Source organism: Bradyrhizobium sp. NAS96.2, assembly GCF_001908235.1.
Classification (GTDB): domain Bacteria; phylum Pseudomonadota; class Alphaproteobacteria; order Rhizobiales; family Xanthobacteraceae; genus Bradyrhizobium.
In genome coordinates this window covers 1-21,062 of sequence record NZ_LGHK01000023.1, presented here as the reverse complement: position 1 = coordinate 21,062, position 21,062 = coordinate 1, and the positions used below count along the sequence as shown (strand labels likewise).

Genomic DNA, 21,062 nt, shown 5'->3' with positions numbered 1-21,062 from the left:
CCCCACCCGGATCGCATCTGCCGATGCGATCCGACCTCCCCCGCAAGCGGGAGAGGTTCACCGAGTTTGTCGAGATACTTAACTCGGCCCTTACTTCGGCAGCGCCACCGGCGTCAGCTTGAACGGGCCGGGGTCCTTGCCCTTGTTGTCGCCGATCACGTAGGACAGCTTGCCTTCGGCGACCCAGCCGACATCGCCGACCTGCGTCACCGAGACCGGTTCGGCAAGGCCATCCTTGATGGTGTCGATCGTGGCGTCGCTGCCCTTCACCGTTACCTTGTCGAGCTTGCCGTTGCCCTCGATCAGCAGGAAACCGCTGCCATGGGCGCGCAGCGCGTCGGCATGATCGAGCGGCCGCGACGGCTTCAACTCTGTCACCGTGCCGGCCTTGCCGTCCTTCACCTCGATCTTGAACAGTTTTGCTGGAATGAAGGTCGTGACATAGAGGTTGCCGTCGGCGCCGATGGCGATGCCGTCGAGCCCGACGCCGTCCTTGGCCGGCGCGAGCTGCGGATCGGTGGCAAACGTCGCCAGCGCGGTGCCGCCGGGCTTCAGGCTGTAGACGAACGGCGCGAAGGAATCGCTGACATAAGCGGTGCCGTCGGCACTAACCACGATGTCGTTGCAGAACGATTTCGGATCGCTCAGGGCAAAGCTGCCCTTCGGCGCGCCGCTCTTGAGATCGAAGGTTTTCAGCCACGCGCCCTTGGTGTCGCTCGGCCCAGCGACGCCCATCGCGCTGATGTCGTTGGAGCAGACATAGAGCGTGCCGCTCTTCTCGTCGGCGAGCACGCCGAGCGTCGAGCGGCTGTCGGCGGCACCCGGCTTGACCAGCTGCTCGGCCTTGCCGCCGGAGATCTTGGTCACGCCGCCCTGATTGAAGCTGCCGACATAAAGCGTGCCGTCGGAGGTCGAGGTCACGCTTTCAGGGAAACTCTTTTCGGGAACGCCGACCGGAGCCGTTTCGGCGCGCACGTGGCCGGCCGCGCCAAGCGCAAGGATGGTGGCCGCAGCGCTCAGCAGATTCTTATTTTGACGCGTTTTCCTCACGCGAGCCGGTAACCACTTCGCCCGAAAACGCTCCAGTGATGCGCGGCGGATATTGAGCAGTTCTCCCGTTGCGCGCGGATGCTCCGCGTCGCCATTCTTTCTTATCATGATCGCGTTTCCTCAATGAACCTGGTTGGACCAGGCAGAATTGTGAGGCGATCGTCTCCGGCCGATGGTTGTTGTTGCAGGGTTCCCGACCGGATTGTTCACCCGCCTGCCTTGTCGCCATCGATATATACGATAGTATATATTGAAAGGGAAGCTGAAGCGGGAAGCAGCGAGCGCTGGAGAGCGCGTCATGGAGCGAGAATTGGCGTCGCGCCACCAATGCGTGTGCTGCGGTGGCGTCATCGACGGGCTCGCCGACGAGACGGCGATCGGACTCGAACCGCGGATCGGCTTGTTCACGGATGAGTGTGCGTTCGTCTGCAACGAATGCACCGCGAGCCTGATCGCGGCCGCAGCACGGCGCAGGCAGGAGAACGTTAGGCGGAAGCCGTAAGGCGCGACGCTTCCGCTTTCGTCATTGCGAGCGACGCAAAGCAATCCATCTATCCGTGAGCACGCGGATAGATGGATTGCTTCGTCGCTTCGCTCCTCGCAATGACGGGGCCACTAGCGGAACTCAATCCGGGCTGAACGCGTCGTACACCAGCTTGCGGAACGCCGGCGTGATGCGCTGGCGCTCGTTCTGGGTCTGCTCCAGCATGATGTAGATCATGTCGAGCTTCGGATCGACGCCGAAATAGGTTCCGCTGCCGCTGTCCCATTTCAACTCGCCGATCGAGCCGGGCGGCGGCGGCCTGGCGATGCCGGGATCGGTGCGCACCGCGATGCCGTAGCCATAACCGAAGCCGTCGCCCGGGAAGTACCAGTAGTCGCGGCCGACGCCGGAGCCCGGCCCGATATGGTCCCTCGTCATGTCCTTGAACGCAGCCGGGCTCAGATAGCGCTTGCCGTCGAACTCGCCGCCGTTGAGCAGCATTTGCGCGAAGCGCGCATAATCGAGAATGGTCGACACCAGGCCGCCGCCGCCGGACTCCCACTCCGGATGCGCGCGGCGGTCGTTCTCCCCGTCGATCAGGATCGTGTCAGACGGAAGCGGCTCGGCCAATCGCGTCCGTTCGGTCTCCGCATCGAGCACATATCTGGTGTCGTTCATCTTGAGGGGATCGAAGATGCGCTCCTTCTCGAACTGATAAAGCGTCTTGCCCGAGACGATCTCGATCACTCGGCCGAGCACGTCGGTGGAATGACCGTAGCGCCACAGCGTGCCGGGCTGCCGCGACAGCGGCAGCTTGGCGAGCCTTGCTGTGAATTCCTTGTTGTCGAACTTGCCGTCGAACAGATGGCCGGCGCGGTAGATCTTCTGGATCCAGTCGGCGCCGATATATTCGTAGGTGATGCCAGAGGTATGCCGCATCAGGTCTTCGATCGTGACGGGGCGGATCGGCGGCACCAGCTCGACCTTGGCCGGATCGTTGCCGCCATCCGGTTCGATCGCGACCTTCACGTCGGCGAAGGCCGGAATGTATTTCGACAGCGGGTCCCGTGGCGACAGCTTGCCGTCGTCGACCAGCATCATAGCGGCGGTGTTGGTGATCGGCTTGGTCATCGAATGCAATGCGAACATGGTGTCCGGCCGCATCGGCGACTTGGTCGTGACGTCACGATAGCCGAAGGTCTTCAGATAGACGGGCTTGCCGTGCTGCTGGATCAGGATGACCGCACCGGGCAGCTTGCCGCTCGCGACCTCGTTGTTGAAGAACTCGGTGATGCGTTCGAGCTTCTCCAGCGACGGGGCAGGGGCGTCGGAGGCGCGCGCCGCGCCCGATGTGACAAGTGCAAGACAAGCGACCGCGGCCGCACGAAGCGTCCGCATGGCCATGGGGACCGCTCGACCATATCCGTACGACATTGAAAAGCTGCCCCTGCCTGATGCCCTTGAGCGCCCGAACTTAGCGTGAGCGCTCCCGCGCACGATAATTATTTTCGAGCGAGTTTATTCCTTAACGATGGTCGAAAATTTACACAATTTGGGTGGCGCCGACCGGTGTGCGCACGGCGTTGGACAGCACCTGCAGCGCCTGGCTCAGCTCGGCGCGGTTGCGGGCGGCGCCGAGCGATACGCGCAGGCCGCGCGGCGCGGCTTCTCCGGCCGCAAAGGCGTCTTCGCCGACCACAGCGAGGCCATTGCGCATCAGATGCGAGAGCAGGTCGGTGCCGTCGAAATGCTTCGGCAGCGGCATCCAGAGATGGTGGCTCGCCGGCCGCGCCGCATAGGTCACACCCTTGAGGAAGCGGGTCGCGAGCTGCTGGCGCGCAGCCGCCTCGTTGCGGATGGCGCGGATGATCTCGGCGGCAACGCCGGAGCGCAGCCATTGCGTGACCAGCGCGACCATCAGCGACGGCGGCATCTGCATGGTGGCCTGCATGCCGGCGCGCATCCGTTGCTCGGTGGCGGCGTCGGGCGCCAGCAGATAGGCGACCCGCAGTGCGGGCGCGATGCATTTCGCGATGCTCGCGGCAAGGTAGGTGCGTTCGGGGATCAGGGTGGCAATCGGTGCCACCTGCGGTTCGAGCGGGCCGTAGACATCGTCCTCGATCAGCACGCAGCCGCGCTTCCGTATGATCTCGGCGATCGCCTTGCGTCTGATAGCGCCCATCGTCGCCGTGGTCGGGTTCTGCTGCGTCGGAATCAGATAGACGGCCTTCGGCTTGTGCTTGCGGCAGGCCTCGTCGAGCGCGTCGGGCCTTGCGCCCTCAGCGTCCATCGCAACGCCGACAAGCCTAACATCGAGCCGCGCGGCCGCGGCCTTGATGCCGGGAAACGTCAATGCCTCCGTCAGCACCACGTCACCCGGCGATGTCAGCGCCAGCAGGGCGTTGAAGATGATCGCCTGCGACCCCGGATAGATCACGATCCGGTCGGCCGATGCGTTCGGCACGCGCGGCGCGAGCCATGCGGCACCGACCTCGCGCTCGTCAGCGGTGCCGCCGGGACGCGTGTAGCCGAGATAGGCGGAGAACCCCGCCTCGGAGCGGATGGTCGCAAGTCCCTGTGCGATGCGCAGGTCGAGATTGGCCTCGACCGGCTGCGGCGGCAGGTTCATCGACAGGTCGATGTTGACGGGCGCTGATAGCTCGGACGCCGCGCGCGCCGTGGTCTCCGACACGAAAGTGCCCTGGCCAACGCGGGCGTCGAGTAGCCCGCGCCGCCGCGCCTCGCCATAGGCGCGCGTCACCGTGGTCAGATCGATATCGAGCGCGGTCGCCAGCGCGCGGTGGGTCGGCAGCCGCTGGCCGCGCACCAGCCGGCCGCTGGCGATATCGGCCGCAAGCGCGTCGACGATGCGCAGGAACATCGGGCCGTGCCATTCCGAAACTGTAGGGATCCAATCCATGCAATCCGACGCTTTGTCTTTGATTGTATGCTCTTCAAATCATATTGTATGGATCATCAGATCAGGTCAAGGACAACGACCAAGGACGACGACAATGACCGAGACGGTTTCCCTGCCAAAGGCGATGTTGCGCGGCTTCACGATGAAGTGCCCGAGCTGCGGGCGCGGCCATCTGTTCGGCCGCTTCCTTAAAGTTGCTGACCATTGCGAGGTCTGCGGCGAGGACTTCACCCCGCAGCGTGCGGATGACTTTCCGGCCTATCTCGTGATCGTCGTGGTTGGCCACGTCGTGGTGCCGGCGCTGCTCTGGATGGAAATGACCTACGCGCCGCCGGCCTGGCTGCAACTGGCAATCTGGCTGCCGTTCACGCTGTTCAGCGCGCTCGGACTGTTGCAGCCGACCAAGGGCGCGATCGTCGGCCTGCAGTGGCAGCTCGGGATGGAGGGATTTGCGGCAACGCGGCGTCGTGCTGTGCCGGTGCAGGCGCGGAGCAGCGTCGGACGGACGCGCGACTTGTCCGCCGTAGCTCAGCGAGCGAAGGCGGAAGCCTGACGCAGACTACGGAATCGTAGCCCGGATGAAGCGCAGCGAAATCCGGGGTTCGTCCCGCAGGCGATACCGTCCCGGATTGCGCTACGCTTCATCCGGCTACAGATCATCAAATCGGATGATGATGGGACCGGAACATCCGGCCCTTCTCCGTCACCAGCACCACCGCGAGCGCGGCCAGCGTGCAGAGGAAGAAGCCGGTCGCGAACGGCAGCAGCGTGCCGTCGTAATCCTGGCCGATCGTGGTGCCGACGCCGATCCCGAGCAGCGTGGTGATGGTGCCGTAGAGCGAGGAGGCGGTGCCGGCGATCTTGCCCTGCGGCTCCATCGCCAATGCAGTGAAGTTCGCCATCATCAACCCGAACGCGAACATCATCAGGCCCGACAGCATCATGAACAGCGGCAGCGACAGCGTGTCGGTCTTCACGGCAACGAACAGTGCGCCTGCGACGACCGCAAAGCCGGTGAGTGCGGCGTGCGAGATCACGCGCATGCCGATGCGGCCGACGATGCGCGAATTGAGGAAGCCGGCGATCGCAACGCCGACCGCGCAGGCCGCGAAGGCGACCGGGAAATAATGTCCGAGCTTGAAGACCTCGGTGAAGATCTGCTGCGACGAGAACACGAAGGCAAACAGCGAGCCCTGCACGCCGCCGGCGGCGAGCGCGTAGCCGAGCGTCTGGCGGTTGGTGACGGTCTGGCGGAACGCTGAGAGCACCTCCGGAATTGCCAGCGACTTGCGCAGTTCCTTAGGGAGCGTCTCTGGCATCCGCATCGCGCTCCAGGCCAGCGCGATCACGCCATAGATCATCAGCAGCACGAAGATGCCGCGCCAATGCGTCAGCAGCTTCACCGCCTGGCCGAATGACGGCGCGATCACGGGGACTGCGATGAACACCATCATCGCGAGCGACATCACGCTCGCCATCCGCCGTCCGGCGTAGCAGTCGCGCACGATCGAGGTCGCGATCACGCGGGTTGCCGCGGTGCCGAGCCCTTGCAGCGCGCGCGCCAGCAGCAGCGTCTCGAACGAGGGCGCCATGATCGCGAGCAGGCCGGCGATGGTGTAGACGGTCATGCCGCCGAGCAGCACCGGGCGGCGGCCGAAGCGGTCCGACAGCGGGCCCATCACGAACTGGCCGACGCCGAAGCCGACCAGGAAGATCGACAGCACCATCTGCGGACGGTTGGCGTCGGCGATCTGGAATGCGGAACGGATGTTCGGCAGCGCCGGCAGCATCATGTCCATTGCCAGCGGGTTCAGCGCCATGATGGAGGCAATGACGACGACGAATTCCGGAAAGCCCATCGGGCGGTGGCCTGAGGACACCCAGGCATCGGCATTGATGTCAGACACTTAAGACCTCTTGGAGAGCAGGGATCATAGTGGCTTTGTTGCGTTGCACAATCAGCGTTTCGGGATGGGAGACCGTCGACGGCGGGTGAGGTAATCCGGTCATGGAACCGGCCCTGAGGGCACCGGTTTGGGGCATTATCGTTGCTGGTGCAACTATTTCCTCGTGCCGCGCGGAAAGCTCTGCTATCCCGGTACCAGCACCCGTGCAGGGCAGGCGCTTCGCCGCCGACCACGCCCGCATGGTCAAGAACGTCTTTGGGGAGGCCACATGTCCATCGAAATGTCCGCGCGCTCGCGCGGCGCTACGCTGTCGGATGAGGAGCGCAAGGTCCTCACCGCAACGCTCGTCGGCACCACGATCGAATGGTACGACTTCTTCGTCTACGCCCAGGCGGCGGGCCTGGTGTTCGGCGCGCTGTTCTTCGCGCCGATGAACGCCAACAATCCGCTGCTGGCGCAGATCGTCTCGTTCGCGACGCTCGGCCTGTCATTCCTGTTCCGTCCGCTTGGCGCCATCGTCTGCGGCCATCTCGGCGACCGCTTCGGCCGCAAGAACATGCTGGTCGCCACGCTGCTGCTGATGGGCGCCGCGACCGCGCTGGTCGGCCTGCTGCCGACCTATGCGCAGATCGGCGCCTGGGCGCCGGCACTCCTTATTCTGCTTCGCATCCTGCAAGGCTTCTCGGCCGGCGGCGAGTGGGGCGGCGCAGCGCTGATGTCGGTGGAGTCGGCACCTCGCGACAAGCGCAGCTTCTTCGGTTCGTTCCCGCAGATCGGCACGCCGCTCGGCATGATCCTGGCGACCGGCGTGTTGTGGGTGCTCACCACGACGCTCGGCAAGCAGGCGATGATCGAATGGGGCTGGCGCATCCCGTTCCTGCTGTCGATCCTGCTGATCGTCGTCGGCATCGTGATCCGCCGCACCGTGGAGGAATCGCCGGTGTTCAAGGCGATGCAACGGCGGCACCGGGAATCCTCCGCGCCGCTGAAGGAATTGATGCGCAATCATGCCAAGGAGATTTTCCGCACGGCGCTGATCTTCATGGCCAACAATGCGGCCGGCTATATCCTGATCGCGTTCATCATCAGCTACGGCGCCAACACGCTGAAGATGCCGTCCGACCAGCTGCTGCTGATCGGCACGCTGGCGGCGGTGAGTTGGTTCATCTTCACGCTCCTGGGCGGCATCCTCGGCGACAAGATCGGTCGCGTGCGCTGTTTCCAGATCGGCTACTCCCTGATGGTGCTGTGGGCGGTGCCGATGTGGTTTTTGATCGACAGCAAGAACCTCTTGCTGTTCTTCATTAGCGCCGTCGGCCTCACCATCGCGCTTGGCTTGTCCTATGGCCCGCAGGCGGCGCTCTATGCCGAGCTGTTTCCGGCCAAGGTGCGCTATTCCGGCGTCTCGATCGGCTACGCGCTCGGCGCCATTTTCGGCGGCGCCTTCGCGCCGATGATCGCGCAGTGGATCATCGGCACCTACGGCGAGTCCTGGCGGGTCGGCGTCTACATCGCGGTGCTGTCGCTGATCTCGCTGATCACGGTGTCGACCATCAAGGACCCGCAGGGCGTCGATCTGAACGTGAATGATGCAGGCGTGTAGGCTATGAGGGGTGTCTCCCGTCATTGCGAGGAGCGATAGCGAAGCGATCCATGGCTCCGCGTATGCCGCGCGATGGATTGCTTCGCTGAGCCTGTCATCGGGCGCGCGTTCGCGCGACCCGTTGGCTCGCAATGACGGGATCATGCCCCAGCCAGCGCCGCAATGTCGGGCGCCGTCACCTAGATGCGGGCGCCGCGGTTGTAGCCGTCGACGAGCTGATTGTAGTCGCGCATCAGCCGGGCCGGCGATCCTTCCACCATCCAGCCGGAGCCGGCGTTGCTCAGCATCATCTTCTCACCCGAGCTGTAAGGCACCTTGTCGCGAACGCGGCGCATCAGTTGCTTGGCCGTGGTGAGGAATGATTTCGCGCTGCCGATGAACATCGAGCCGAGCTTGACGTCGCCGTCCTTGCCGGAGGCGTCCTCCGTTGCCTTCACCGTGGCCTCATACTCGTTGAGCGCCTGGGTTATCGCGTCGATGTCGGGTTTGTCGGCCTGCTGCGCGCGAAGCACGCGTGTGGCCTGGATCATCAGGGCCTCGACATAGTAGTGCGACTTGCGGCCTTCGCTCGCCTCGATCGCGGCCAGCTGCTCGGCGGCGCGCTTGTCATTGATCGCCTCGACGCCGGCGCGCAGCGCCTTGTCGGCGCTGGCAAACGCATCCCATGCCGCGACCAGGCGCGGATGCAGCGCCTTGCCCTTGGCCATCTTGTCGTCCTTGTAATTCTCCTGGCTGTAATAGTCGTCCGCCTCCTTCAACAGCGGCTCGAGCGTGGTGACGGCCGCAACATAGGCATTCGCAGCGGCCTCAAGCTCGGCATCGTGCGGGTCCGCCGCATTGGCGGCCGCGACGCTCGTCTTGCAGTCGGAAGTGTCGTAGATCGTGTAGGTGCCGTAGATGATCCGCTCCTTGCCGGTGGGACCGCTCTTGGCGGCCCAGGAAAAGTAGCGGTCGCGGGATTCGTACGATCGCGCCGAGAGACGGTTGATGCACCCGACATAGGCATTCATCTTATGCGTCAGTTGCGCGCTCGCCGGTGACGCAGGCGGGGCCTGTTGGGCGGCGGCCGGTTCGAGAAAAGCAGCGATGGCTGCAACCACAAGGAATGCCGTATTTCGCATCGGGAGTTTGCCCTCATCTCAGCCGGAAGTTGGCCGCCCTCAGCCTGGGAGATTATGTGACGCAGAACGTGACCGTCACGCGAGCCTCCGCCGAGGCCGCGCGGCACAGTATCGATAGACTCGTTTGTCGGCTACGGGCAAAAGCCGACGATTGATCGCCGGGACCCGGCGTTGATGGCCGCGCCTACTTCCCGAGCATCGCCTTCAACTTCAGCACCGCGCTGTCGGGCGTCGTCAGTACTGGCCGACCGGTAACTTCGGCGACGCGCTCGGCCGCCGGCGCCATGCTGTATTGGGCAAGCGCGATCAGGTCGCAGTCGCGCAAGTCCTTGCTTGCCTCGACCACGATGCGATCATGCTCGGCGCGGTCGCCGCGATCGAGCGCGGCCAGCGCGCCCTCGGCGAGTTTTGGCACCAGCGTCACCGACGCAGGAAATTCCGGCGGCATCGACACCAGCGTCGGCGGGAAGGTCGAGAGCAGGCCGATGCGCTTTCCCTGTGCTGCCGCCTGTTCGATCATCGCCTCGTTCGGCTTCAGCACCGGCATCGGTGCGTGTGCGCGCGCGACCGCCTCGATGCAGGGGCCGAACGCCGAGCAGGTGAAGAGAATACCGTCAGCGCCGGTGCTGGCCGCATAGCGGCCCATAGTCAGAAAGCGCTCGGTCATGCGATCAGTGAGCTTGCCATCGCGCGCGAGGTCGGCGGAGAGGCTGTCATCGAGCAGGTTCATCAGCCGCGCCTCAGGCCAATGGCGCGCGAACGAGGCCTCGATCGGCACGATCGAATGCTTCAGGGCATGAATGAGCGTGATGCGCATGAGGTTGTTACCGCCTCTTCCTTTTTCTCCCTTTCCCCGCCCTTCGCGGGGGAGAGGGCAGGGGTGAGGGCCCCTCTCCCCGCGAGCGAGGGCGGAGGTCGCAAATCTATCAACTCGTCATTACGAGGAGCGATAGCGACCAATCCATCTCGAAGCTTGCGGCGCGATGGATTGCTTCGCTTTGCTCGCAATGACGGGAGGGATAGATTCTTAGGTCATCACTTGAACGGGATCGCGTACATCAACCCACCCTTGCTCCAGGTGCCGTTGAGGCCGCGCTCGAGCTTCAAGGGGCTCGCCTTGCCGACATTGCGCTCGAAGATCTCGCCGTAATTGCCGCCGGCCTTGATCGCCGCGACCAGCCATTTGTTGTCGAGCCCGAGCCGCGAGCCGAGATCGCCGGACGCACCGAGCAGGCGCTGGATCGCCGGGACCTGCGACTTCGTCATCTCGTCGACATTGGCCTGGGTGACGCCGAGTTCTTCAGCTTCGACCAGGCCGTAATGCAGCCAGGTGATGATGTCGCTCCACACCTCGTCGCCGTTGCGGGTGAACGGGCCGAGCGGCTCCTTGCTGATGGTCTGCGGCAGCACGACATAGTCGTCGGCCTTTGGTGCCGCGGTCGCCACCGCGCCGGCAAGCGCGGAGGCGTCCTGGGTCATGGCATCGCAGCGGCCGCCGAAGAAGGTCTGGTACATGGTGTCGGGGCGGTCGAACACCAGCGGCTTCCAGTCGATGCCGTTGGCGCGGCCGTAATCGCCGAGCGTCACCTCATGCGTGGTGCCTTGGGCTACGCAGACGGTGGCGCCCTTGAGATCCTTCAGCTCCTTCACGCCAAGGTCCTTCTTCACCACAAAGCCCTGGCCGTCGTAGAAATTGACCGGGCCCTGGCGCAGGCCGAGCGTGGTGCCGCGCAAGTAAGTCTGCGTCGAGTTGCGGTAGAGCACGTCGATCTCGCCCGACTGCAGCGCGGTGAAGCGGTTCTGCGCGGTCAGCGCGACGTAGCGCACCTTGGCGGGATCACCGAGGATGCCGGCGGCGAGCGCGCGGCAGTAATCGACATCGAGGCCCTTGAAATTGCCCTGCGAGTCCGGCGCCGAGAAGCCGGCAAAGCCGGTCGAAACGCCGCACACCAGCGTGCCGCGCTGCTTGATAGTGTCGAGCGTCGCCGCGCTTGCGGTTGAGACACTTGCGACGAGCAGGCTCGCCGCGATGATCACGTTCCTCATTCTGTCCTCCTCCTAATGACCGATGTCTTTCAATGCGCTGTCTACAGCAGCGCCTAGCCTTTCGACGATCATGTCGATGTCGCCGGAAGTTGCGATATAGGGCGGGGCGAGCAGCACATGGTCGCCGCGTTGGCCGTCGGCTGTGCCGCCCGACGGATAGCAGCCGAGCCCGCCGGCGAACGCCGCCGACTTGATCCGCTGATGCAGCTTCAGCTTGGGATCGAACGACTGCCGCGAGCCGCGGTCGGCGACCAGCTCGATCCCCCAGAACAGGCCGCGACCCCTGATGTCGCCGACGTGGCGATGATTGCCGAAGCGTTCGACCAGCCGCTGCTCGAGCTGGCGGCCGCGCTCCTTGACCTGGTCGAGCAACTTTTCTTCCGCGATCGTCTTCTGCACCTCGAGCGCGGCGGCGCAGGCGAGCGGATGCGCCAGATACGTATGGCCGTGCTGGAACGCGCCGGAGCCGTTGCGCACGGTGTCGACGATATTGCCGCTCGCGAGCATTGCGCCGATCGGCTGATAGCCGCCGCCGAGTCCCTTGGCGATCGCCTGGATGTCGGGCGAAATGCCTTCCTGCTCCCACGCATGCAGCGTGCCGGTGCGGCCCATGCCGCACATCACCTCGTCGAGGATCAGGAGCGCGCCGTGGCGGTTGCAGATCTCGCGCACCGCCTTGAAGTAACCTTCCGGCGCCGGCACGCAGCCGGCGGTGGCGCCGACCACGGGCTCGGCGATGAAGGCTGCGACATTCTCCGGGCCGAGCCGCTGGAATTCGGCCTCGAGCTCGGCGGCGAGGCGGGCCACAAAGGCGGCCTCCGATTCATCGTCGCGCTTCTCGTGATAGGCGAAGGCGGGCGTGACATGGCTGAACGACGGCGACAGCAGCGGCGCGTAGGGCTCGCGGCGCCAGGCGTTGCCGCCGGCCGACAGCGCGCCAAGCGTGTTGCCGTGATAGCTCTGCCGCCGCGCGATGAAGCGCGCGCGCTTCGGCTCGCCGCGCTCGATGAAATATTGCCGCGCCAGCTTGATCGAGGCCTCGATCGCCTCCGAGCCGCCGCTGACGAAATAGACATAGCCGAGGCCGCCGGGCTCACGGCCGACCAGGCGCTCGGCGAGCTCTTCCGCAGGCTCCGACGAGAAGAAGCTGGTGTGCGCGTAAGCAAGCTTTGAGGCCTGCTTGGCGATGGCCGCCAGAATTCGCGGATGCTGATGGCCGAGGCAGGACACTGCGGCGCCGCCGGAGGAATCCAGAATGCGGTGGCCATCCTCTCCGATCAACCAGACGCCGTCGCCCCCGACCGCCTTTGGCGGGGTTTCGCGCAGGCTGCGATGCATCACGCGGCTCTTATTGGCGGCCATGACACTCATCCTTTCTCGACAGTGTATTGCGACATCTTGGCAAGCCGGCCCTCGGTTTCCTCCAGCTTGCGCTTGGCGCTCGCGCCGCCCAGCGTGAAGGCGACGGCGGCGAGCGACTGGGCGACTGCGATCGCGCCGGTGAGGCTCGGGAAGAAGCCGGGGGAAGAGGCGGCCTCGAACAGCAGCAGGTGATCGGCGCCCTCGGCCATCGGCGCGGCGATCGTGTCGGCGATCGCGATCAGCGTGGCGCGCGCCTGATGCGCCGCACGCGCCGTCTCGACGCTGACCAGCGTGTAGGGTGCAAAGCCGATCACGACCACGGCGTCATCAGAACGGAAGGCGCCATGGTCGAGGTCGAACGGACCGGAACCACCGACCAGTTGCACGGCGTCGGGACGGAACAGGCGAAGCTGGTAGGTCAAGAGTTCCGCGACGCTGCGGCAGCTGCGAAATCCCGTGATCCAGATCCGGCTCGCCGTGTGCAGCGCACGCGCGGCATCCGCGATCGCGTTCGCGGAAATCCGCGCAAGGCCTGCGGCTTCCGCCTCGAGCTTCTCGTGAACCAGCTTGACGTCGGCATTCGGCCCGCCGCGGCGGCTCCTCGCGCGGCCGGAGAATGGCGAGCCCTGCGCCGGCCTCCGCGCCTCGGTGAGTGCGGCGCGCAATTCGTCCCAGCCGGAATAGCCGAGCGCTTTGGCCAGACGGGTGAAGGAGGCGGGATCGGCGCCGGCGACGGAGGCAAGCTCGCGCATCGAGCGGGTGGTGGCGTCATAATCATTGGCTGCGACAAACCGACCAACCTCCTGCAACCGCATTGGCAGCGACGGCAATGCGCTGCACAATTCGTTGAGGGGCGATGGTTTCGGCTGTGCCTGGGCCATGAAACATATGTTGCACAATTATCAATTTGGTGCAACATATGACGCGCGCATGGCCGATTTGAGTTTGACGCGTTTTCTTCACGCGATCCGGAACCCACTTCGTTCGAAAACGGTTTTGCGCATGGCAGAAGATCGCTTCTCACCGGGATCCTTGTGCTGTGACGACATCGACGCCGAAACGCCCTCCCGCCCGGTCTTCAAGTCGGACTTGGCGGCTTTCGCTCAGCGATCCCCGCGTCGCCGGCCTGTTCTGGCAGATCCTGGTGGTCGGAATCGCGGTCGCGATCGTCGCCTTCCTGTGGTCGAACGCGATCCATAATCTCTCGGTGCGGCGCATCTCGACCGGCTTCGCCTTCCTCGGCCGCGAAGCCGGCATGCCGATCGCCGACAGCTGGATCGACTACACGCCGAAGGACACTTACCTGCGGGCCTTCATCGTCGGCATCGTCAACACGCTGCGCGTCGCCGTGATCGGCATTGTGCTGGCGACTGTGATCGGCACGCTGGTCGGCATTGCCCGGCTGTCGTCGAACTGGCTCTTGGCGCGGCTCGCCGCCGTCTATGTCGAGGTGCTGCGCGACCTGCCGCTCTTGCTGCAGCTTTTGTTCTGGTACGTGCTGATGCAGGGCCTGCCTGCGGCGCGCCAGGCGTGGAAGCCGGTCGAGGGCGTCTATCTTTCCAATCGCGGGCTGATCCTGCCGTCGGTCCCGCTGCATGAGGCCAATTGGTGGACCATCCTGGCGCTGGTCGCAGGCCTGATTGTTTTCACGCTCGTCAGGCGCCGCCTGATCGCGCAGCAGATGCTGGACGGCCGGGCGCGGCCGGCCTGGCCCTATGCGCTCGGCCTCGTCGTCGCGCTGCCTGCGCTGGTGTCGTTGCTCTCGGGCGCGAACTGGAGCATCATGCTGCCGGAGTTGCGCGGCTTCAACTTCGTCGGCGGGCTGACCCTGGCGCCGGAGTATTTCGCGCTGCTGATCGCGCTCGTCACCTATACCTCGGCCTTTATTGCGGAAATCGTGCGCAGCGGCATCCAGGCGGTGCCGCGCGGCCAGTCGGACGCCGCCAAGGCGCTCGGGCTGAAGCGCAGCTTCGTGTTGCAGCACATCGTGCTGCCGCAGGCGCTGCGCGTCATCATCCCGCCGATGACCAGCCAATACCTGAACCTGACGAAAAATTCCTCGCTCGCGGTCGCGGTCGGCTACCAGGACATCGTCTCGGTCGCCAACACCACGCTGAACCAGACCGGGCAGGCGATCGAGTCGATCGCGCTGATCATGATGGTGTTCCTCACCATCAGCCTCGGCATCAGCCTGTTCATGAACTGGTACAATGCGCGCATCGCGCTGGTGGAGCGCTGACATGAGTTCGGTCGCCCACCTGCCACAGGATCCATTGCCGATCGGCCCGCGCCCCGCACCACGGGCGCTCGGTGGTCACCTCACCGCGTGGCTGCGCGCCAATCTGTTCGCCTCGATCCCTTCCAGCATCATGACGCTGCTCTTGCTGTTCCTGCTCGGCAAGGCGTGCATTGGCCTCTGGCAGTGGGGCATCGCCAACGCGGTCTGGATCGTCTCCGGCAACGACAGCAGCGCCTGCCGCGCGCTGCGCGGCGTCGGCGCCTGCTGGGCGGTCGTCCCGGAGAAGTACCGCTTCATCCTGTTCGGCACCTATCCATTCAGCGAGCAGTGGCGGCCGGCGCTCGCGGTCGTGATCTTCATCGCGCTGTTCGCGGTCTCGAGCCGCCGCAGCTTCTGGCGCAAGGAGCTGTTCCTGCTGTGGGCCGCGGCCCTGATCGTGATCGGCTGCCTGATGTGGGGCGGTTTCCTTGGTCTCACCTTCGTCACGCAGGACCGCTGGGGCGGGTTGCCGGTGACGCTGATCCTTGCGACCTTCGGACTGGCGTTCGGCTTCCCGCTCGGCATCCTGGTCGCGCTCGGCCGCCGCTCGAAACTGCCGGCGATCCGCTCGCTCTGCGTGCTCTATGTCGAATTGATCCGCGGCGTGCCGCTGATCAGCCTCTTGTTCATGGCGAGCGTGATGTTCCCGCTGTTCATGCCTGACGGCGTCAACATCGACAAACTCTTGCGCGCGCAGATCGCCTTCATCCTCTATGCCGGCGCCTATCTCGCCGAAGTCGTGCGCGGCGGCCTGCAGGCGGTGCCGCGCGGACAGTATGAAGCGGGGGATGCGCTCGGCCTGTCCTATTGGCAGAAGCACGCGCTGATCGTGCTGCCGCAGGCGATCCGCCACGTCATCCCGCCGCTGGTCAACACCTTCATCGCCTTCTTCAAGGACACCAGCCTGGTCCTGATCATCGGCATCTTCGACCTCTTGACGACCGCCAAGACCGCGATCGTCGATCCGGCCTGGCAGTCCTTCAGCGTCGAGGTCTATGTCTTCGTCGGCGTGATCTACTTCGTGTTCTGCTTTGCGATGTCGCGCTACAGCCGCAGCCTCGAGGCGCAGCGCGGAACGAACTGAGCGATCGTCGCTCGTCCTCAAATGTTCGGTCTGCCGTCATGCCCGGGATGAGCCCCGGGCAGGACGGCCCTTTGGGGCGATCGCCCCTCTTGCCAAGCCGTCTCGGTCCAATTTATGATCATAAAATGGATAAATCGGCCCTTCCGTCCCTGGACCCCTCGCGGCGCGCCTCGATCAAGCGCAAGCGGTCGGACGCGGTTGCCGACCTGATCCGCAGCCACATCTTCCAGGCCGGCTTGCAGCCGAACGACCGGCTGCCACAGGAGCCAGAACTGATCGAGATGTTCGGCTGCAGCCGCTCGACCATCCGTGAAGCGCTCAAATCATTGGAGGTGCAGGGGCTGGTGCAGAACACCACCGGTCCCGGCGGCGGCGCACGGGTGGCGCCGGTGTCGATCAACCGGATCGTCGGCCTGCTCAGCAACTACTTCTATTTCCAGTCGGTCTCGACCGCGCAGATCTACCAGATCCGCCGCCTGATCGAGCCGGAGCTCGCCTTCAGCGTGGTCGGCCACCTCACGCCGGAGCATCTCAAAGCGCTCGACAAGGCGATCGCGGTCCAGGAGCATCATCCCGGCGGCGCGGAGGACTGGGAGCATCACCGCCATGCCGAGATCGACTTCCACGACATCCTGATCGAGGCTTGTCCCAATCCGCTGCTCGGCCTGGTCGCCCGCTTCGTCAACGAGGCGATCCGTCATCTCATCGGCAAGCTCGGCGTGCAGGAATTCGCATCCAGCTTCACCTGCGAGAATATCGAGTTTCACAAGCGCCTGATGGCTGCGTTCCGCTCCGGCAACGCGGCGCGTGCCCGGCGTGTGATGCTCGATCATGTGCTGAGCGCCGAAGCCGTCGTCGTCCCCGCAGAGGACCGGCGGATGGACCTGCCGGTCTTTCACCAGCCGTTGCGGCTCGACTGAACCGCATCGGCAGACTGCTGCATCACGCGTTGGAGGAAACAGCAATGGTCACGCGGCGCGAGAATGAATTGTGGAGCTGGTCGGCGGTCGACCTGGCGCGCGCGATCGCAACGCGCGCGATTTCCAGCCGGGACGCCGTGCAGTCCAGCCTCTACCGCATCGCCGCTGTCAATCCGGCGTTGAACGCCATTGTCGAGGTGCTGGCGGATGAGGCCCTGGCCGCCGCGGATACCGCGGACGCCGCGGTGAAATCGGGCGCGGAACTCGGCGTGCTGCATGGCGTGCCGGTCACGATCAAGGTGAATGTCGATCAGCGCGGTCACGCCACCACCAACGGCGTCGTCGCCTTCCGCGACGTCATCGCCATCGAGGACAGCCCGGTGGTCGCGAATCTTCGCAAGGCGGGCGCGGTCATTGTCGGCCGCACCAACACGCCGGCCTTCTCGCACCGCTGGTTCACCAACAACGATCTGCACGGCGCGACCTATAATCCCTGGAGCCGCCGGCTGACGCCGGGCGGCTCCAGCGGCGGCGCCGCATCGGCGGTCGCTTCCGGCATGGGCGCGATCGCGCATGGCAATGATTTCGGCGGCTCGATCCGCTATCCGGCTTACGCCTGCGGCGTCGCCGGCCTGCGCCCGACGCCGGGACGGATCCCCGCCTTCAATCCGTCGGCCACCAGCGATCGTCCGATCACGGCGCAGATGATGTCGGTGCAGGGACCGCTCGCGCGCTCGGTCGCCGATCTGCGCGCCGGCCTCGCTGCTATGGCGCAGGCGGACGCCCGTGACGGCACTTGGCTGCCGGTACCCCTGGAAGGCACGCCGCTGAAGCGACCGATCGGCGTTGCGATCGCGCCGGCGCCATTCGGCGACGAGGCGCCGGAGATCAGCGCAGCGGTGAGCGCCGTCGGACGCTGGCTCGCGGAGGCCGGCTTTGCCGTGGAGGAGACCCCGCCGCCGCGGCTCGCCGAGGCTGCCGATCTCTGGCATCGCCTCGTCATCAATGAGGAGCGGCGTGTGCTGGCGCCGATGATCCGCAAATTCGGCGACGACAGATCCCGCTACAATCTCGAGGGCCATATTGCGTATGCGCCCGAGCTCGACGGCGATCAGGTACTCGCCTGCTTCGAGCAGCGGCTCGCCATCGTGCGGGCCTGGCAGCTGTTCCAGGAGCGCTGCCCCGTCATCATCCTGCCGGTCTCGGCGCAACTGCCGTTCCGCTTCGATCAGGATCAGGAAGATGCTGACGTCGTTCACGCGCTGCTCGACGCGCAGCGGCCGCTGCTCGCGGTGCCTGCGCTCGGCTTTCCGTCGGTCGTGGTGCCGACGGGGACCGCCGGCGGCGTGCCGGTCGGCGTCCAGGTGATCGCCGGCCGCTTCCGCGAGGATGTCTGTCTCGCCGTCGCCGAGGTGATCGAGGCGCGTGCGTCGACGCTGACGCCGATCGATCCGCGCGACTGAACCCATAACAACGCACCTAACGCAACGGGAGGAATACCACGTGACGAAGACACCGATCTGGCAATGGTCCGCCGTGGACACGGCGGCGGCGATCAGGAACAACGAAGTGACATCGGAGCAGGTGGTTCGCGCCCATCTCGACCGCATGCAGGAGGCCAACCCGGCGCTTAACGCCGTCGTCGTCGATCTCGGCGCGTCAGCGATGCAGGCCGCCAAGGCGGCGGATGCAGCGCTGGCGGCGAGCAAAGGGAAGGGCGGCGCCGTCGGGCCGCTGCACGGCGTGCCAGTCACGATCAAGATCAACATCGACGTCGAGGGCCAGGCCAATTCGAACGGCGTGGTCGCCTTCAAGGACAACATCGCCCCGGGCGACTCGCCGGTGACGGCCAATCTCAAGAAGGCCGGCGCCATCATCATCGGCCTGACCAACACGCCGGAATTCTCGCTGCGCGGCTTCACCGACAACCCGCTGCACGGTTTGACGCGCAATCCCTGGAACGCGGAGGTGACGTGCGGCGGGTCATCCGGCGGCGCCGGCGCGTCGATCGCGGCCGGCATCGGCACCATCGCGCATGGCAACGACATCGGCGGCTCGCTGCGCTGGCCGGCCCATTGCAACGGCATCGCCACGATCAAGCCGACCCAGGGCCGGATTCCGGCATTCAATCCGAGCGCAACGGCAGAACGGCCCCTGATGGCGCAGTTCATGTCGTCGCAGGGACCCCTGGCGCGCCACGTCGCCGACGTGCGTCTCGGCCTCGAGGTGATGGCGCAGCGCGACCCGCGCGATCCGTGGTACGTGCCGGCGCCATTGCAAGGGCCGAAGCCCGCCGCACCGGTCAAGGTCGCGCTCGCAAAGATCCCCGAGGACATGGCGACCGATCGCGGCGTGATCGCGCTTCAACGCAAGGCGGCCGATCATCTGGCCGATGCGGGCTACGCGGTCAGCGAAGTCGAGGTGCCGGATCTCAACAAGGTCTGGCAGCTCTGGTGCGACCTGATCATGACCGAGACCCGCGTGTTGCAGCAGGACCAGATGCTGGCGACCACCAGCGCCGACTTCCAGAAGACGTTCCACGGCTTCATGGCGCTGGCCAACCCGCTCGATCAGGCCGGCTACATGAAGGCGATCGCCGAGCGGTCCCGTCATATCAGGAACTGGATGACGTTCCTCGAACAATATCCGCTGGTGCTGACGCCGACATCGGTGCGCAAGACGCCAGAGGTCAACGCCGATCTCGGTGGCGACCAGCGCGTCAAGGAGTTGTTCTGGAACGATCTGCGCTTCATCTCGTCGATCAACGTGCTGGGCCTGCCGGCGGCCGTGGTGCCGGTCGGCCTGCATGAGGGCGTGCCGGTCGGCGTCCAGATCGTCGGCTCGCGCTATCGCGAGGATATGTGCCTCGATGCCGCCGAGGCGATCGAGCGCAAGGTTGGCATTCTGGCCAGGCAATTGTGGGAGCGGCGCTGAGGCGATCTCGACGCCATCTCGCATTGTCGATTCGTATCATCCAAGGAACGCCGCGGCGAAATCTCGTCGCGGCGTTCGCATGATTAGCGAGGAGCGTGAGCCGGCGCCGCAGCCGTGTTCCTCCTCCCGGAATTTTGGCGCGGATTCGCAGAGCGCCATGCCGGCCGACGGGGTTGTCGGCGGTCCCTGATTGTTTCAGGAGATCGTCCGAACCATCCGAATCCCTGGGAACGAAATGTCCATCACGAAACGCTCGCATGTCCTGATCGCAATTGCTGCGGTGTGTCTCTCCTTTGCCGCCGGCGCGGCTCGCGCGGAGGATGGCGTCCTGCGTGTCGGCATCATCACCGACATGAGCGGGCAATATTCCGACGGCAATGGCCCGGGATCGGTGATCGCGGCGCAGATGGCCGCGGAGGAAATCGGCGGCACGGTCGCCGGACGCAAGATCGAGATCATCTCGGCCGATCACCAGAACAAGCCCGACGTCGCGACCGGCATCGTGCGCAACTGGATCGACAACAAGGGTGTCGACGTGATCGCCGAAGGCGTCAATTCGGCGGTGGCACTCGCGATCCAGACCGTGACCCGCGAACGCAAGAAGCTGTTTTTGATCTCGGGTTCCGGTTCATCTGACCTCACCGGCAAGCAATGTTCGCCGACCAGCGTGCAGTGGACTTACGACACCTATGCTTCCTCGAACGCCACCGCGAAGGCGGTGGTTGCGCGCGGCGGCACGCCCTGGTTCTTCCTCACGGCGGACTATGCGTTCGGCCAGGCGCTGGAGCGCGACGCCAGCAAGGCCGTCACATCGGCCGGCGGCAAGGTGCTGGGGGCGGTCCGCCATCCTTTCGACACCGCCGATTTCTCTTCCTTCCTGCTGCAGGCCCAGTCCTCCGGCGCCAAGATCCTGGCGCTCGCCAATGCCGGCTCCGACTTCCGCAACGCAGTGTCGCAGGCCGACGAGTTCAACATCCGCGCCAGCATGCAACTCGTCGCGCTGCAGGTGACGCTCACCGACGTCCCCGCGCTTGGCCTCGCGCATGCGCACGATCTGCTGTTCACCGATTCGTTCTATTGGGATCGCACGCCCGAGACCCGCGTCTTCGCCCAGGAGTTCTTCAAGCGCCACGGCGCAATGCCGACCGCCTACCAGGCCGGCGTCAACTCGGCGCTCCGGCACTATTTCAAGGCGGTCGCCGCCACCAACTCGGTCGATTCCGAGACCGTGATCGCGCAGATGCGCAAGACCCCGGTCAATGATTTCTTTGCCCAGAACGGCGTGGTGCGCGAGGACGGCCGCATGGTGCACGACATGTATCTGATGCGGATCAAGAAGCCGGAAGAGTCCAA

The 21,062-nt window shown here is 65.2% G+C and carries 18 protein-coding genes; 9 read left to right on the top strand and 9 right to left on the bottom strand.

Translation table 11 applies throughout. The features are described from left to right. Positions 1–90 precede the first annotated feature (90 nt). Positions 91–1,158: an NHL repeat-containing protein gene (locus tag AC628_RS06260; protein ID WP_083632640.1), complete on the bottom strand. Its 1,068-nt coding sequence runs from the start codon at positions 1,156–1,158 to the stop codon at positions 91–93. 190 nt (positions 1,159–1,348) lie between these two features. Here AC628_RS06260 and AC628_RS42605 point away from each other — a divergent pair, with 190 nt between their 5' ends. Beyond that, positions 1,349–1,552, top strand: a complete 204-nt coding sequence (locus tag AC628_RS42605; RefSeq protein WP_143201461.1) for a hypothetical protein — start codon at positions 1,349–1,351, stop codon at positions 1,550–1,552. A 123-nt stretch (positions 1,553–1,675) separates the two neighbouring features. On the opposite strand, the gene AC628_RS06255 is transcribed toward AC628_RS42605, so the two are convergent. Both AC628_RS06255 and AC628_RS06250 read right to left on the bottom strand, forming a co-directional pair. Then, positions 1,676–2,932, bottom strand: a complete 1,257-nt coding sequence (locus tag AC628_RS06255; protein ID WP_074125911.1) for a serine hydrolase domain-containing protein — start codon at positions 2,930–2,932, stop codon at positions 1,676–1,678. A 145-nt stretch (positions 2,933–3,077) separates the two neighbouring features. Then, positions 3,078–4,454, bottom strand: coding sequence for an aminotransferase-like domain-containing protein (locus AC628_RS06250; RefSeq protein WP_074125863.1), 1,377 nt, complete (start codon positions 4,452–4,454; stop codon positions 3,078–3,080). A gap of 94 nt (positions 4,455–4,548) precedes the next feature. Here AC628_RS06250 and AC628_RS06245 point away from each other — a divergent pair, with 94 nt between their 5' ends. Then, a complete protein-coding gene (locus AC628_RS06245; RefSeq protein WP_074125862.1) occupies positions 4,549–5,007 on the top strand; it encodes a DUF983 domain-containing protein in 459 nt (152 codons plus the stop codon). A gap of 106 nt (positions 5,008–5,113) precedes the next feature. Here the strand turns inward: AC628_RS06245 and AC628_RS06240 are convergent, their stop codons facing one another. Next, entirely contained in the window at positions 5,114–6,313 is a 1,200-nt protein-coding gene (locus AC628_RS06240) for a multidrug effflux MFS transporter (RefSeq protein WP_502689536.1), read from the bottom strand. A 316-nt stretch (positions 6,314–6,629) separates the two neighbouring features. On the opposite strand from AC628_RS06240, the gene AC628_RS06235 reads away from it, so the two are divergent. Continuing rightward, positions 6,630–7,964, top strand: coding sequence for an MFS transporter (locus AC628_RS06235; RefSeq protein ID WP_074125860.1), 1,335 nt, complete (start codon positions 6,630–6,632; stop codon positions 7,962–7,964). 179 nt (positions 7,965–8,143) lie between these two features. Here AC628_RS06235 and AC628_RS06230 read toward each other — a convergent pair whose 3' ends face one another. From AC628_RS06230 to AC628_RS06210, 5 genes are all read right to left on the bottom strand, one after another. Next, the gene (locus tag AC628_RS06230) at positions 8,144–9,085 is read right to left on the bottom strand and encodes a YiiG family protein (protein ID WP_074125859.1); all 942 of its coding nucleotides are present in this window, start codon (positions 9,083–9,085) and stop codon (positions 8,144–8,146) included. Positions 9,086–9,269: 184 nt separating this feature from the next. After that, positions 9,270–9,902, bottom strand: a complete 633-nt coding sequence (locus AC628_RS06225; RefSeq protein WP_074125858.1) for an aspartate/glutamate racemase family protein — start codon at positions 9,900–9,902, stop codon at positions 9,270–9,272. A gap of 218 nt (positions 9,903–10,120) precedes the next feature. After that, positions 10,121–11,131: an amino acid ABC transporter substrate-binding protein gene (locus AC628_RS06220; protein WP_074125857.1), complete on the bottom strand. Its 1,011-nt coding sequence runs from the start codon at positions 11,129–11,131 to the stop codon at positions 10,121–10,123. Between the two features lie 12 nt (positions 11,132–11,143). Continuing rightward, positions 11,144–12,493, bottom strand: a complete 1,350-nt coding sequence (locus AC628_RS06215; protein WP_074125910.1) for an aspartate aminotransferase family protein — start codon at positions 12,491–12,493, stop codon at positions 11,144–11,146. A 5-nt stretch (positions 12,494–12,498) separates the two neighbouring features. Continuing rightward, positions 12,499–13,374, bottom strand: coding sequence for a MurR/RpiR family transcriptional regulator (locus AC628_RS06210; RefSeq protein ID WP_074125856.1), 876 nt, complete (start codon positions 13,372–13,374; stop codon positions 12,499–12,501). A 158-nt stretch (positions 13,375–13,532) separates the two neighbouring features. Between AC628_RS06210 and AC628_RS06205 the strand changes: the two genes are divergently transcribed. The 6 genes from AC628_RS06205 to AC628_RS06180 all read left to right on the top strand — a co-directional run. Beyond that, entirely contained in the window at positions 13,533–14,732 is a 1,200-nt protein-coding gene (locus AC628_RS06205) for an amino acid ABC transporter permease (RefSeq protein WP_074125855.1), read from the top strand. Between the two features lies 1 nt (position 14,733). After that, on the top strand, positions 14,734–15,855 hold the full coding sequence (locus tag AC628_RS06200) for an amino acid ABC transporter permease (protein WP_074125854.1): 1,122 nt from the start codon (positions 14,734–14,736) through the stop codon (positions 15,853–15,855). A 125-nt stretch (positions 15,856–15,980) separates the two neighbouring features. Then, positions 15,981–16,775 carry a FadR/GntR family transcriptional regulator gene (locus AC628_RS06195; protein WP_074125853.1) on the top strand — a complete coding sequence of 265 codons (795 nt, stop codon included), beginning with the start codon at positions 15,981–15,983 and terminating at the stop codon, positions 16,773–16,775. A gap of 44 nt (positions 16,776–16,819) precedes the next feature. Further along, positions 16,820–18,238, top strand: coding sequence for an amidase family protein (locus tag AC628_RS06190; protein WP_074125852.1), 1,419 nt, complete (start codon positions 16,820–16,822; stop codon positions 18,236–18,238). After that, entirely contained in the window at positions 18,225–19,709 is a 1,485-nt protein-coding gene (locus tag AC628_RS06185; RefSeq protein WP_502689535.1) for an amidase family protein, read from the top strand. Before AC628_RS06190 ends, AC628_RS06185 begins: the two co-directional genes overlap by 14 nt. A 235-nt stretch (positions 19,710–19,944) precedes the next feature. Next, positions 19,945–21,062 (top strand): ABC transporter substrate-binding protein (locus tag AC628_RS06180; protein WP_074125850.1); only part of this gene is annotated, 1,118 nt, incomplete at its 3' end.

Coding starts and splice junctions, on each gene's coding strand:
- AC628_RS06245 (WP_074125862.1), top strand. CDS start 4,549: ATGACCGAGACGGTTTCCCTGCCAAAGGCGATGTTGCGCGGCTTCACG.
- AC628_RS06210 (WP_074125856.1), bottom strand. CDS start 13,374: ATGGCCCAGGCACAGCCGAAACCATCGCCCCTCAACGAATTGTGCAGC.
- AC628_RS06225 (WP_074125858.1), bottom strand. CDS start 9,902: ATGCGCATCACGCTCATTCATGCCCTGAAGCATTCGATCGTGCCGATC.
- AC628_RS06200 (WP_074125854.1), top strand. CDS start 14,734: ATGAGTTCGGTCGCCCACCTGCCACAGGATCCATTGCCGATCGGCCCG.
- AC628_RS06195 (WP_074125853.1), top strand. CDS start 15,981: ATGGATAAATCGGCCCTTCCGTCCCTGGACCCCTCGCGGCGCGCCTCG.
- AC628_RS06215 (WP_074125910.1), bottom strand. CDS start 12,493: ATGGCCGCCAATAAGAGCCGCGTGATGCATCGCAGCCTGCGCGAAACC.
- AC628_RS06240 (WP_502689536.1), bottom strand. CDS start 6,313: ATGGGCTTTCCGGAATTCGTCGTCGTCATTGCCTCCATCATGGCGCTG.
- AC628_RS06190 (WP_074125852.1), top strand. CDS start 16,820: ATGGTCACGCGGCGCGAGAATGAATTGTGGAGCTGGTCGGCGGTCGAC.
- AC628_RS06260 (WP_083632640.1), bottom strand. CDS start 1,158: ATGATAAGAAAGAATGGCGACGCGGAGCATCCGCGCGCAACGGGAGAA.
- AC628_RS42605 (WP_143201461.1), top strand. CDS start 1,349: ATGGAGCGAGAATTGGCGTCGCGCCACCAATGCGTGTGCTGCGGTGGC.
- AC628_RS06235 (WP_074125860.1), top strand. CDS start 6,630: ATGTCCATCGAAATGTCCGCGCGCTCGCGCGGCGCTACGCTGTCGGAT.
- AC628_RS06220 (WP_074125857.1), bottom strand. CDS start 11,131: ATGAGGAACGTGATCATCGCGGCGAGCCTGCTCGTCGCAAGTGTCTCA.
- AC628_RS06255 (WP_074125911.1), bottom strand. CDS start 2,932: ATGCGGACGCTTCGTGCGGCCGCGGTCGCTTGTCTTGCACTTGTCACA.
- AC628_RS06230 (WP_074125859.1), bottom strand. CDS start 9,085: ATGCGAAATACGGCATTCCTTGTGGTTGCAGCCATCGCTGCTTTTCTC.
- AC628_RS06250 (WP_074125863.1), bottom strand. CDS start 4,454: ATGGATTGGATCCCTACAGTTTCGGAATGGCACGGCCCGATGTTCCTG.